At 73.6% G+C, this 13,288-nt stretch carries 10 protein-coding genes; 8 read left to right on the top strand and 2 right to left on the bottom strand.

Annotation, left to right across the window (positions count from 1 at the left end; genetic code table 11):
- Nucleotides 1–33: 33 nt before the first annotated feature.
- Complete coding sequence (locus tag ACFVAJ_RS03690; RefSeq protein WP_376941447.1) at nt 34–486, bottom strand: Lrp/AsnC family transcriptional regulator; 453 nt, start codon at nt 484–486, stop codon at nt 34–36.
- A gap of 102 nt (nt 487–588) precedes the next feature.
- Here ACFVAJ_RS03690 and ACFVAJ_RS03685 point away from each other — a divergent pair, with 102 nt between their 5' ends.
- Nucleotides 589–1,260, top strand: a complete 672-nt coding sequence (locus ACFVAJ_RS03685) for a LysE family translocator (protein ID WP_376941446.1) — start codon at nt 589–591, stop codon at nt 1,258–1,260.
- Between the two features lie 22 nt (nt 1,261–1,282).
- Here the strand turns inward: ACFVAJ_RS03685 and ACFVAJ_RS03680 are convergent, their stop codons facing one another.
- Entirely contained in the window at nt 1,283–1,942 is a 660-nt protein-coding gene (locus ACFVAJ_RS03680) for a BTAD domain-containing putative transcriptional regulator (RefSeq protein WP_376941445.1), read from the bottom strand.
- 325 nt (nt 1,943–2,267) lie between these two features.
- Here ACFVAJ_RS03680 and ACFVAJ_RS03675 point away from each other — a divergent pair, with 325 nt between their 5' ends.
- From ACFVAJ_RS03675 to ACFVAJ_RS03645, 7 genes are all read left to right on the top strand, one after another.
- Entirely contained in the window at nt 2,268–4,754 is a 2,487-nt protein-coding gene (locus ACFVAJ_RS03675; protein WP_376941444.1) for a hypothetical protein, read from the top strand.
- Complete coding sequence (locus ACFVAJ_RS03670; RefSeq protein WP_376941443.1) at nt 4,751–6,025, top strand: hypothetical protein; 1,275 nt, start codon at nt 4,751–4,753, stop codon at nt 6,023–6,025. Before ACFVAJ_RS03675 ends, ACFVAJ_RS03670 begins: the two co-directional genes overlap by 4 nt.
- A gap of 57 nt (nt 6,026–6,082) precedes the next feature.
- Entirely contained in the window at nt 6,083–6,553 is a 471-nt protein-coding gene (locus tag ACFVAJ_RS03665; RefSeq protein ID WP_376941442.1) for a hypothetical protein, read from the top strand.
- A 3-nt stretch (nt 6,554–6,556) separates the two neighbouring features.
- On the top strand, nt 6,557–7,696 hold the full coding sequence (locus ACFVAJ_RS03660) for a hypothetical protein (RefSeq protein ID WP_376941441.1): 1,140 nt from the start codon (nt 6,557–6,559) through the stop codon (nt 7,694–7,696).
- A gap of 27 nt (nt 7,697–7,723) precedes the next feature.
- Complete coding sequence (locus ACFVAJ_RS03655) at nt 7,724–11,641, top strand: D-Ala-D-Ala carboxypeptidase family metallohydrolase (RefSeq protein WP_376941440.1); 3,918 nt, start codon at nt 7,724–7,726, stop codon at nt 11,639–11,641.
- A gap of 93 nt (nt 11,642–11,734) precedes the next feature.
- Complete coding sequence (locus tag ACFVAJ_RS03650) at nt 11,735–12,271, top strand: dihydrofolate reductase family protein (protein ID WP_376941439.1); 537 nt, start codon at nt 11,735–11,737, stop codon at nt 12,269–12,271.
- Nucleotides 12,272–12,287: 16 nt separating this feature from the next.
- Complete coding sequence (locus ACFVAJ_RS03645) at nt 12,288–13,193, top strand: aminoglycoside phosphotransferase family protein (protein WP_376941438.1); 906 nt, start codon at nt 12,288–12,290, stop codon at nt 13,191–13,193.
- The last annotated feature ends 95 nt before the right edge of the window (nt 13,194–13,288 follow it).

The following is a 13,288-nucleotide window of genomic DNA, read 5'->3' as shown; positions in this document are numbered from 1 at the left end:
CGGTCGCGGCGGGCGGGCGCTCGCGCCGCCCGCTCAGATCGGCAGCGGGCGGTCGTCGACGATGGTCTTCATGACGAGCGTCGACTCGACCCGTCGCACCCCGGGCAGGGCTGAGAGCTGCTCGTCCCACAGGCGCTGGTACGCCTGGAGGTCGCGGACCGCCACGCGCAGCAGGTAGTCGGGGTCGCCGAACAGGCGGAGCGCCTGGATCACCTCGGGGATCTCGGCGACCGCCGCGTCGAACGCCGGCACGGTGGCGCGATTCGCCTGCTCCATCGTGACGAACACGAGCGCGCCGAAGCCGAGGCCGACCTGCTCGGCGTCGATGTTCGCCCGATAGCCGGTGATCGCGCCCGACTCCTCGAGGGCACGCAGGCGCCGGTGCGTCGGCGACATGCTGAGCTGCACGCGCTCGGCGAGCTCGGTGAGGCTCAGTCGGCCGTCGCGCTGGAGTTCGGCAAGGATTCTCCGATCTGTGGCATCCATCGAACAGATTATTCCACAACACCCTCCCGCTGGAGTGAAACTCGGCAGCGGCTGCCTCGACGAGCCGCGTAGCGTCGAGCTGTTCGATCGGAGGAGGGCGTCATGGACGTGCAACTGCTGCTCGCATGCTCGGTCATGATGACGCTCATGGTCGTGCTGCCCGGGCCCGACTGGGCGTACCTCATCGCGGTCGGCACGAGCGGACGGAGCATCCTGCCCTCGCTCGGCGGGGTGCTGCTCGGCTACCTGGTCACGGTGGCGGCCGTCGCCGTCGGGGTCGGCGCCGCGGTCGCGGCGGTGCCGTGGGTGATCGTCGCCCTGACCTTCGCCGCGGCCGCCTACCTCGTCTACCTCGGCGTACGCGTGCTGCGCGATCCGCCGGTCGTCGTACAGGCGGATGCGGCCGTCGCGGGCGTCGCGTCCGGCGACGGCGCCCCGCCCGCCGCCGTCGATCACCCCTGGCGCCGTCTCGCGCAGGGCGCGGGAGTCAGCGGCCTCAACCCGAAGGGCCTGCTCGTGCTCGTGGTGCTGCTGCCACAGTTCACGGATGCCTCGGGGTCGTGGCCCATTCCGGTGCAGCTCGCCGTGCTCGGGCTCATCTTCGTGGCGTGCTGCGCCCTCGTCTACACGGTGGTCGGGCTCGGGGCGCGGGCGGTGCTGCGGTTCCGCCCCTCGGCGATGCGGATCGTCTCGCGGGTCTCGGGCGGCGCCATGATCGTGCTCGCCGCGGTGCTCGTGGCCGAGCAGGTGCCGCACCTGGCGGGCTGGGTCTGAGCCGGTCGGCCGCGCGCCGTCGTCACTCGGGCGGAATCCCGGATTCGGCGAGCCTCGAGCTCAGCTGCGCATCGGGCTCGACCTGGAGCTCTTCGCGCAGGACGATGCAGAACTCGTGGAAGCACCGGGCGGCCGCGTAGCGGTTGCCCTGCCTGAGGTACGCCGAGATGAGCGCCTCCGCGGCCGACTCGCTGAGCGGCTCGCCCGCCAGCGCGGCCATGCCCGCCTGGGTCGCGAGCGCGTGGTCGCCGGACGCGGTCATCGATCGGCACGCCGCCTCCAGCGCCTGCACCCGGAGCATGCGGAAGGAGTTCTGCGCGGGGATCACCCACTCCTCGTGCCACCCGGGCAGGAGATCCTCCGACAGGAGTTCGATCGCCCCGAGATCGAGTGGAGCCCCATGCAGCGCCGCCGCGGCGATGCGCCGCGCATCGGGGTAGTCGACGACCGCGTCGAGCGAGAGCTCGTCGCCGACGCTGCGCACCCAGCTCGGCGGAACCTGCCAGAGACTGCGGCGGAGGTTGCTGCGCGCCTGCGAGTCGACGATGTCGGGCCAGAGCCGCCCCGCCGCGGCCGGACGGGAGACGGGCTCGTCGTGGAGCGCGAGGAAGGCCATGACCCGGCGCGCGGGCAGCGTCAACCGCACCATCGGATGCACGCCGAGCCGGCCCACGATGGCCACCCGTCTCCCCGAGGTCGGTGTCGTGCGATTCTCAGTGCCTGCGAACATGCGTCGTGATGCTCGTTGCTGTCGGGCCCCCTTCCTCATGGTGGAACTGCGGCGGGCCGCGGTCAAGACCGAACGCCCTCGAATCGGTGAACGGGCGACGCCGGGGGACGCGAGCGGGACGCGGCACGGACGGACGGCCGACGAACTCGCGACGCGCGCCGGCATCCCTGCGCCACGATCCGCGCACGGCGGCCGGGACGGACGTGAGCGCCGCGACTGGTGGACTGCTCCCAGCGGCGTCGCGAATCGTCGCCGTCGCGCGATCCAGGAGGGCCTGATGAGTACCGACGTGGATGTCACCCTGGGGGAGAACCCGTTCGCGGAGGCGCTCGCGGAGGGGCCGCCGGCACCGATCGGGCTGCTGCCGTGGACCGAGGGTCTGAGCCCGTTCGCCGAGGTGACGCTCGCCGGCGAAGGCGTCGACGAGGCCGCATCGCTGTTCGCGGAAGCACTCGACGCGCTCGAGGTCGACGGCTTCGACGAGGCGGTCGCCGACCTCGTCGCCGAGACGTCCGGGGTCGTGGCGGACCGGTTCCAGGGCGAGACGGCCGGGTCGATCGGCGAGCGGGAGCGCCTGGGCGACGCCCACCTCGCTCCGCTCCGGCTCGAGGCCGAGCGCTACGTCGACTCCCTGGCCGAGCAGCTCGCGGGGGTGGACGTGGCATCCCTGTCCGACGAGCAGTTCGACGCGATGCTCGACCGCCTCGACCCGGTCGCCGGCCCGCTCTCGCCGGCCTCCGAGCAGCTCTTCGGCAGCATCGTGAAGAAGGTGCGGAGCGCCGCGGGCTTCGTGGTCAACGCGGCGAAGGGCGCCGCGAGCGCCGTCGGGAAGGTCGCCGGGGGCCTCTTGACCGCCGCCCTCGAGAAGCTGCGCGGGCTGATCCCGAAGCTCCTCCAACGCGTGCTGTCGATGGCGATCGGCCGCCTGCCCGCGCCGCTCCAGGCGCCCGCCCGGGCGCTCGCCGCACGGTTCCGGTTCGAGGGCGAAGACGAATCCGACGCCGAGACCGATGCGTTCGCAGCCGTCGACGAGTTCGACGAGGAGGGCATGCACGGGTTCTCGCCCGCCGTGGCGACCGACACGAACGAGCTCGCGGCCCAGTTCGACGAGGCCCTCGCCGACATCGTCGCGACGACACGGGAGGACGAGCAGCCGGAGGCGTTCGGCGGTGAGCCGGAGCGACTGGTCGAGAGCGCCGAGCTCGAGCAGCTCGCCGAGGCGCGCGATGCGCTCGTGTCGATCATCGCCGAGGCGCAGGACGGCGAGGACCTCGCCCCCGCCATCGAGAACTTCGTGCCGGCCCTGCTGCCGGCGCTCAAGGTCGGCATCAACCTCGCCGGGCGGCAGCGGGTGGTCGGGTTCCTCGCCAAGTACCTGGGCGGGCTCATCCGCGGGTACGTCGGGCCGAACCTCTCCCGCCCGTTGGCCACCGCGATCGTCGACACCGGACTGCGGCTCGTCTCGCTCGAGGCCGAGGCCGAGGCCGAGGGAGCCGGCGGTCGTGGCGAGTCGGAGGCCGAGACCGCCGCGACGGCGCTCGCCGCCACGGTCGAGGACGCCGTGCGCAAGCTCGCCGAGAACGAGGACTACGTCTTCGAGAACGACGAGCTGCTCCAGCTCGCCGCCGCGGAGGCGTTCGAGCAGGCGGTCGCGACGAACTTCCCCGCCCGGCTCGTGAAGCCGCGACTCCAGCAGGCGCCGAGCCTCGGCGGCTCGTTCGTGACCCGGCGGGTGCGGTCGCCGCATCCGTTCCGGCGCTACAGCCGGGTGCCCGAGGTCGAGGTGACCGAACAGGTCGCGGATGCGCTGCGCACCTTCGGCGGCGCGACGCTCGGCGCCGAACTGCGGGCCGCCGGCGTCGTCTTCCCGGTGCGCGCGCGGCTGCACGTCTTCGAAGCCGTCGTCGGCACGACGGTGCCCGCGCTCGCCGCGGCCGACCGGCGGCTCGCCCGCCTCGGCCGGGGCCACGCGGCCTGGCGCAATCTGCACCCGCTCACGCCGAAGGCCGCCGGACTGCTGCTGCGGGAGCCGCGCCTCGGCGTGCCCGTGCCGCAGCGCTACCTCGCCCATCGCGCCAGGGTCGCCGTCGGCCAACGGCTGTACTGGCTCGAACCGCTCGGCGCCGGCGGCGCGATGGCGTCGGCGGCGGCCGTTGCGGGGGTGACGGCTGCGGCGACGCCGGTCACCGCGTCGCCGGCCCTCGCAGCACGGCAGGGCGGGCCTCGGGCGAGCCGGTCGCGCGCCACGATCGACCTCCGCGCGGGCACCGTGCGGATCGCCGTCTACCTCTCGGAGACGGAGTCGCAGGCCGTCGCCGCCGAGATCCGCCAGGGTCGAGGCGTGCCGGCGCTCCTGCGGGCGATGTCGCAGGGCCTGCGACGGCTGCGGTTCCGTGCGGGCGACCGCTCGGTGGTGCTGCGCACCGCCGCACCGCAACGCGAGGACCTCGCCGCCCGGCAGCTCGCCAGGATGACGCCCGACGTGCTCGCTGCACTGCGGCGGCGCCTGGGCGGGTGGTACCTGACGATGATCGCCCAGTGGGCGCGGACGCGCGCCGAGGAGTTCACACGCGCCGCCGCGGACCCCGCCGACGGCACCACCGTCATCCTGAACCTCACCGCCGTGCCCGGCATCAGCCTCATCTCTGCCGCCGTCGGCGGCCGGCTCGGCGCCGCCGAACTGCGCTCGCTCACCACCGGCGCGGCGATGCGCGGCACCCCGTCGGGGACCGTGACCGTCGTCGCCGGCCGGAGGCTCCGATGACCGCGACGGTGAGCACGCTCGATCCGGCGGCGAAGGGCCGCCGGCTCGCCGCCGACGACCTGCAGCGCCAGTGCGCCCACTGGCAGGCGGCGGCGAGCGCGTTCCTCGACGCCGAGGAGTTCGCCCCCTCCTCCGCGTGGGCCGAGCTCGAGTCGCAGACGGGCCTGCCGCTCAGGCAGCGGCTCGGCGCCGCCGTCGACGACCTCGTCGGGCTCGGCGGACGCACCCGCACCCTCGCACAGGGCGCGGCCCGCAGCCCGACCGATCTCGTGCGCGCCAGCCGTGCCGTGCAGGTGCTGCGCCGTCGCTACACCCAGGTCGAGACGACGCTCGACTTCTTCGGCGACGCCGTGAGCTCGCGCACCTCGCCGGGGCTGCGCTCGACGATGCGCCTGCTCGACGGGCTCGCCGACGCGAGCATGCGGCCCGTGCTCGTCGCCGCGCGACAGCCGGTTCCGCCCTCGCTCACCTACGTGAAGCCGGGCATGGGGGCCTCGATCCTCAGGGCCGGCATCCGGCTCTGGTCGCCCGGCACGATCAACCCCGTCGCCGCGATCAAGATCGTGCGGCACAACCTCTACCGGCCGACCTCGCTCTTCCACGAGACGGGGCACCAGGTCGCCCACCTCACCGGGTGGACGCCGTCGGTGCGCAGGGCGATCGCCGCCGCGCTCGCCGACGACCCGGCGCTCCAGCGGATGTGGTCGCCCTGGGCCTCGGAGATCGCCGCGGACGCGTATGCGTTCCTGCACACGGGCTTCGCCTCGGTCTCGGCGCTCTACGACGTGGTCGGCGACACCCGCACGGTGCTGCGCTGGCCGGTCGGCGACCCGCATCCCATCGGATGGCTCCGCACGCGCCTCGGCTGCGCGTTCTGCCGGGCGGCGTACGGCGCGGGGCCGTGGGACCGGCTCGAGGCGGCGATGCTCGCGGAGCATCCGATCGAGCGCGCGGAACCCGCGCTGCAGCCGCTGCTCGCGCGGTCGAGCGCCCGGATGCCGCAGCTCGCCCCTGCCGTCCTCGCCGCCCCCGTGCCGGGGCTGGGCGGTCGGGAGATGAGCACGGTGGTCGACCCGCGGCGGGTGTCGCCGGCCGCGCTCGGCGAGCTCGAGCGCGCGGCCGGGAGCTCGGCCTGGACTTCGCCGCACTGGCGGCGCACCGAGGGCATCCGGCTGGTGGCCCTCGCGGGGCTCCGCGAGGCGGAGCTGCCCGGCTCGGCGCCGGAGTGGATCGACCGTGCCCGCCGGTGGATGACCGGCGCGGCGGCCTGACCGCTCGGCGCCGGACGACGAGAACGACGAGAAGGAACGGAAGACCAGGAGGACACCATGGCAACCACACGCGGTTCACAGTCCGCCGCCGGTGGCTCGCGAAGCGGGTCCGGCAGCACGTCGAAGGCCGCTTCGAGCAAGGCGAGCGGCAGCGGGGGCGGCGACGACGACCAGATCGCGGCCATGCGCGACCTCATCACGGTGCTCGCCGCCCAGAACGAGGTGCTGCAGGCGCGGGTCGAGTCGCTCGCCGAGTCGGTCAGCCTGTCGACGGGTCTCGACGCGATCGGCCAGGGCATGGTCGACATCATCGAGGAGCTCGCTCCGCTGCGGGAGCTCGTGCCCCCGCGCACGGCGGACCCGCTGCCCGACGAGGTCGCCGACGCCCTCGCGACCCTGCGGGAGGCGATGGACGCTCCGACCTGGGAGGGCGTCGAACGGCTCGCCCCGCCGCAGCTCGAATTCGGGTACATCGGTCAGGCCCGGCCCGCGCAGGTCGGCGTCGGCGCCGCAGCGAAGGGAGCGTAGCTCATGATCCAGCAACTCGTTCAGCGGCTCGTCGCCGCAGGGCTCTCGCAGCAGGACGCCGCGCTCGCGGTGCTCGGCAGCGACCCGATGGACCTCGTGCTCCACATGGAGCAGGTCTGGGACCAGGCGAACATCTGGAACGAGCCGGGCGGCCCGGCGGGCCCGGCCCGTCGTGCCCTGTGGGCGAGCGGGGCGTTCAGCCCCGTTCCGCCCACCGCCGGCCCCGCCTGGGACCACATCGGCTATTCGTACGTGCTCGAGAACACGCGGGCGGTGCAGATCCTCCGCAGGGTCGTCAAGGAGTTCCGCGGCGGCGAAGGGCTCGGCATCCCGCAGCGCGCCACCTCTCGATGGCTGGATGCCACGGAGGCGATGCTCTTCGGCGGCGCCAACCTGGTCTCGCCGTGGCTCTCGACGAGCAGCTTCCGACCCGACCCCGAAGGGGTGCGTCGCGGGATCTACTGGCGCGTGCTCGGCGTCGATCTCGCCTTCGGCACCGAGGCGAACGCGCCCGCCGTGTTCGACAAGGCGGCTGCCGCGAACACCGGGTTCGTGCCGCTCTTCGAAGAGCTGCTGTTCGAGCTCTGGCAGGCGATGTCGAACCTGCGGAACACCTCAGGGGTGAACCAGGCCGACGACGACCGGATCTTCCGGATCGCCGAGCAGCTCGGCTACCAGCTGCGGGTGCGCCGCCAGCAGGGCATGCTCGCCCGTGAGGAGCTGGCCGCGGCGACCGTGCTCGGCTGGGTGCACCTCACGCTGAGCACGAACACGCCGGTCATCGTCGACCTGCGCGCCGAGGCCTCGAGCCCCGGCGAGCGACTGAAGCTCATCGGGGAGCGGGTCGGTCTCGCGCCGCACACGCGCTCGGGCAGCTTCCTCGCGATGGCGACCGAGCTCTCGCTGCTGCTGCGCACGCTCGAGGCGGGATACGTGTCGGGTCCGCAGTTCGCATGGCTGCTCTACGCCCAGGCGCAGCCCCCCGGCACCGGTCCAGCGCCGGCCGGGGCGCAGCCGCTCGGCGCCTTCAGCCGTCGCGTGATCACCGAGTGGTCGGCGGCGAGCGGCAAGGACCTCAAGAAGGCCGTGGTCCCGGCGCGGGTGAACGTGGTCGCCAAGCCGTCGGCTCCGGCGTCGCGGTGACCGCGTCGTCGAGGTCAGGAGGCGATCATGAGTGCACCGCGATCCGCGCCCGTCGAGTTCGACCGCTGGGGGTTCGAGACGCCGTTCGCCCGGCCCGACGAGGTCGCGGCCGGATTCGAGGCGGAGGAGTTCGAGGAGCCCGAGGCGTTCGGTGAGCCGGAGCGTCTCGCCGAGCCCGAGGAGTTCGGCGAGCTGGAGGAGTTCGAACCGGAGGGCTTCGCCGAGCCGGAGGCGTTCGCTGAGCCGGAGGACTTCGGCGACCCGGAGTCGTTCGCCGATCCCGAGTCGTTCGCCGAGCCCGAGTGGTTCGGCGAGGACGAGGCCGCCGGCACCGTGACGTTCGCGAACGGTGCGACGCTGCGCATCACGTCGGGCGCGACCGGCGACGGGCAGGAGCACTGGGATCCGATCGGGCCCAAGCTGCCGCTGCTCGACACCGGGCCGGCCGTGCAGGCGGTGAAGCTCTCGAAGAGCTTCACCGTGAAGGAGCTCGTGACGAGCGGCGGCCGCGCCGCGCCCGTCGCCCGCATCTCGCCCGAGCTCGTCGTCGCGCTGCAGGCGCTGCGAGACCGCGCCGGCGTCGCCGTGCGCATCACCTCGGGCTATCGCTCGTGGGCGCGCAACCAGGCGGTCTACCGCGGCCGCGGCAAACGGCCGACGAAGAGCCGCCACTGCGCGGGCCAGGCGGCCGACGTGTCGATCGCGGGCATGTCGGGCACGCAGATCGCGAAGCTCGCGATCGACGCGATCGGTCCCGACATCGGGGTCGGCGTCGGCGTCGGCTTCGCGCACCTCGACGTGCGCGGCACCTGGACGCTATGGAACTACGGCGGGGTGAAGAACTGGTCGGCGGTCGCGGCCGAGCTCACCGCCTACCGCGCGGCCCGGCGCTCACGTCCGGCTCCGCGTCCCGTGCCCGTGCCCGCCCCGCGACCGGGCGCGCCGAGCACGCCGGGAACGACGAGCGGCGGTCGCGCGGAGGTGCCGACCGTCGCGGTGCTGGCGGGCCACGGGGGCGCCGCGCCCGCGATGGTCATGCGCTGGAACGCGATGAGCTCGCCCTCGACGGTCGACGTCGTCGTGCACCTGCACGGCTACTCGGGGCCCGGCCGGCAGATGCGCCTGCCGACGAGCGTCGAGCCGATCAGCGGCCTCGACTTCGGCGACCCGGCGAGCCCCGGCGGGGGCGGACGCAGTCGTCCCACGCTGCTCCTCCTGCCCCGTGGCAAGTCGGAGCCGAGTGCGAAGCGGTCGGACCGCTTCACCTTCCCCGCCCTCGTGAAGCCGGGCGCGCTCGACGCGCTCGTCGCCGAGGGCCTCGAGCGGTTCCGCGAGCAGACCGGCATCGCCGCCGCCCGCGGACGGCTCATCCTCACGGCGCACTCGGGCGGCGGCGACCCGCTGAACCGCATCCTCGCGCACGCCGACCCCGACGAGGTGTTCGCCTACGACGCGCTCTACGGCTCGGCGGCGAACCTCATCTCGTGGATGCGTCGCCGGGTCGCGCAGGCGGCGGGGCAGCCGGCGGCCACGGCGCCCGCCATGCGGGTCTTCTTCGGCGCCGGCACCGCGGCGCAGAGCGGCGTGGTCGCGACCGCGCTCTGCGCCGCACTGTCGCGGCCGGGCGCCGCCGCGCTCGCACCGCGGTTCCGGGTCGAGCGCACCTCGGTCGGGCACAACGACATCCCGCGCCGGTTCGGCCGGCAGCTGCTCGCCGATGCGGGGGCGGAGGTCGGCGCGAAGCGCGTCGACTGCGGCGGCCGCGGGAGCGGTGAGCTCGAGGCGGAGAGGCTCGACGAGGGCGAGGCCTGGATGCCGCCGGCGACGGCGGAGACGGACGAGTGGGAGGCCGCGGGATTCGCCGAGGAAGAGCTCGAGGTCATCAGCGAGTTCGATGTCGACGCCCGCGAGGCCGCCGGGGAGGGCGAATGGCTCGACGAGGAGGGCGAGGACGAGGACGAGGGATTCCACACGGGGGAGTTCTCGGAGGCGTTCGAGCCCGAGGAGTCCGGGGACGCCGAGGACGAGGGGTTCGGCGCTGAGTCGTTCGAGACCGAGCAGGCCGCCGACGAGGGTTTCGAACCGGAGGAGTTCGAACCCGAGGAGTTCGCCTTCGAGCAGTTCGAGCCCGAGTCGTTCGAACCCGAGGAGTTCGACCCCGAGGCGTTCGGCGATGAGACCGGGTACGAGTCCGCGCCCGGGGCATCCGGATTCGCCCTCGAGGACGAGGACGAGGGCGGGCAGGCCGCGTTCGAGGACGCGGCACCCGAGTTCCTCGGCGAGGACTTCCCGAGCGGTGCGAAGCTGCAGGCGGCGACGGGGGCGACGGGCAAGGGCCAGGAGCACTGGGATCCGCACGGCACCGGGCTCCCGCTGCTGCAGACCGGCCCGGCCGTGCACGCGACCACGCTGTCGAAGAACTTCACCGTGAAGGAGCTCGTGACGAGCGGCGGCCGCGCCGCGCCCGTCGCCCGCATCTCGCCCGCGCTGGTGCACCTGCTGCAGGCGATCCGGGATCGCGCGGGCAAGCCCGTGCGCATCGGGTCGGGCTACCGCTCGTGGGCGCGCAACCAGGCGGTGTACGCCGCGCGCGGCAAGCAGGCGACCCTGAGCCGGCACTGCTCCGGCCAGGCCGCCGACATCTCCATCCGCGGGCTCACCGGCACGCAGATCGCGAAGCTCGCGATCGACGTGGGCGGGCCCGACCTCGGCATCGGCGTCGCCGCGAGCTTCGCGCACGTCGACGTGCGCGGCACCTGGTCGATCTGGACGTACCTCTCGGGGGATGCCGCGGTGCGGGCCAAGCGCGAGGTCGAGGCCCACCGGCAGGCCCGGCGCACCCGCCCCGCGCCGACCCCGCTGCCGACGCCGAAGCCCGACACCCCGCAGAAGCCCGCGCAGACGGCGACCCCCGATCGGGCTGCGGGCGTCGTGCGGCAGACGAAGTTCGCCGGATGCACCGGCAAGGCGCAGGCCGGGGCGACCGCGATGGCGGCGCAGTGGAAGCGGTTGACCGGGCGGAAGGCCGGAATCTACAACTGCCGCTCCGTGCGCGGCAGCACCGCACCCTCCATCCACGGCGAGGGCCGTGCGATCGACCTCTACGCCGCGGCATCCGACCCGGTGCAGGCGAAGCAGACGGCCGACTACATCGCCTGGCTGCAGCAGAACGCCGTCGAATTGCAGGTGGTCTACATCATCTGGAACCGGCAGCAGTGGAGCTGGCCGCGCCGCAGTGCGGGGTGGCGGCCCTACGGGGGAGTGAGCCCGCACACCGACCACGCGCACGTCGAGCTCTCGTGGGAGGGCGCGCGGAGCCCGAGCGTTCTGTTCGCGGGCGGCGTGCCCGGGATCGGCGGCGGACCGCCTCCGCCGAAGCCGGCACCCGCACCGAAGCCGGCACCGGCGCCACCCGACCAGGGTCACACGAACGTGAAGCTGCCGCCCAAGCGGTTCGTCGAGGTCTACGGCCCGCACGCCCGGGCCAGCGAGGCATCGAGCGGCGTGCCCGCGCTCGTCACGCTCGCGCAGGCCGCGCTCGAGTCGGGATGGGGTGCTCGCGCGGCGAGGTACAACTTCTTCGGCATCAAGGCCAGGGCGACCGACCCCGAGGCGACGCGCCAGCTGTGGCGGACCAGGGAGGTCCACTCGACGCCCGACGTGAAGTACCCCGAGGTGATCTCGGTCACCCCGCGGGCCGACGGCAAGTACGACTACGTCGTGAAGGCGTGGTTCCGCGCCTACCCCGACGCGGCCGCCGCCTTCCTCGCGCACGGGCGGGTGCTCCGGCACCAGCGCTACGCGAAGGCGTTCACGAAGCTGCCCGACGCGTACGCCTTCGCCGCCGAGGTCGCCCGCGCCGGCTACGCCACCGACACGGCCCGCTACGAGACCGAGCTGCAGGCCGTCATGCGCACGATCGAACGCGCCGGCTGGAAGGGATGACCTCGGAGCGTCACGATCGAAGCATGGGGCGCAGGTGTCGACGTGTCCCGCAAGGCATCGACACGGCGCCGTGCTCGGGGCATGCTGGGGCGCATGGGCAAGGTGACGATCTCCTTCGAAATGACGCTCGACGGGGCGTTCGACCAGATGGAGCACTGGTTCGACGAGAACGACCCGGGGCTGCAGCGAGCGAGCGACGAACTCGTGTTCGGGGCCGACGCCGTGCTGCTCGGCAGGCGCAGCTACGAGTTCTTCCGCGAGTACTGGCCGGCGCAGACCGACGAACGCGGCTTCGCCGCGCACTACAACGCACTGCCGAAGTTCGTCGCCTCGACGACGCTGATCGGCCCGCTCGACTGGAACTGCACCCTCATCGAGGGCGACCTGGCCGAGGCCGTGCGGGCCCTCCGCGGCCGGTACTCCTCGATCGTCTCGCACGGGTACGGCGGGGTGGCTGCCGCGCTGGTCGACGCCGGGCTCGTCGACGAGGTGCACGTCGGCATCCACCCGTTCATCGTGGGCAACGCCGAGGACCGGCTGCGCTCGCCGCATCCGGTCGGGCTGCGGCTGCTCAGCACGGAGGTGTACGACTCGGGCATCATCGCCGCGAAGTACGCACCGCTCGACTGACCGGCAGAATGGGCGGATGCCCCTGCACGACGACGAGCTGACCATCGACGCCGAGCTCGTCGCCGCCCTGCTGCGCCGTGACCGTCCCGAGTGGGCCGAGTTGCCCCTCGCCGAGGCGGGCGCCGGCACCGACAACCGCATGTTCCGGCTGGGCGACGAGCTGCTGGTGCGGATGCCTCGGACGGTCGACAAGGCCGCGTCGCTGCGCACGGAGCGGGAGTGGGTGCCGCGGCTCGCGCCGCGGCTGACCCTGCGCGTGCCGACGACCGAGTTCGCGGGCGCGCCGAGCGCCGACTACCCGGCCGAGTGGGCGGTCGTGCGCTGGATCGACGGGGCCGTGCCCGAGTCGCGCAACGTCGACGACTGGTCGGCGTTCGGTGCCGACCTCGCCGGCTTCGTGCGCGAGCTGCACTCGATAGACCTCATGGGCGCGAGCCGCGACGGCGAGCTCAGCTGGTATCGCGGCGGCAGCCTTCACGATGCCGACCAGTGGATCGGCGCCCACTTCGACGAATGCCGGCGGCTCGTCGGCGACGAGCTCGCCGTCGACACCCTCGAGCGGTGGTGGCGCGAGGCGGTGGCGATGCCCGACTCGACTGCCGGCCCCGTCTGGCTGCACGGCGACCTGCGACCGGGCAACCTGCTCGTGCGCGACGGCCGCCTGCACGCGGTGATCGACTTCGGCGCGCTCTCGGTCGGCGCGCCAGACGCCGAGCACGCGCCGGTGTGGGATCTGCCGCCCGCCGCTCGCGACGCGTACTTCGCGGCGGCGCAGCTCGATGAGGCGACCTGGCTGCGCGCCCGCGCGTGGGCGATCGGCGTCGCCGTCTCGGGCATCCCGTACTACTGGGAGACGTTCCCCGAGTTCGTGGCGGAGTGCCGGTCACGGCTGCGCGCGGTGCTCGCCGACGGTACCGACTGAATGACGGATCGCACCGCGCACGCGGAGGCGCCCTCCCACTCGTGATGAGCGGAAGGGCACCGGTCGGCTGATCGCCCGATCACCGGGCGACGAAC

Source organism: Agromyces sp. NPDC057679 (assembly GCF_042799635.1).
Lineage (GTDB): Bacteria > Actinomycetota > Actinomycetes > Actinomycetales > Microbacteriaceae > Agromyces.
Note: the sequence above shows the minus strand (reverse complement) of the source record. Positions and strands in the feature narration are given on the sequence as shown.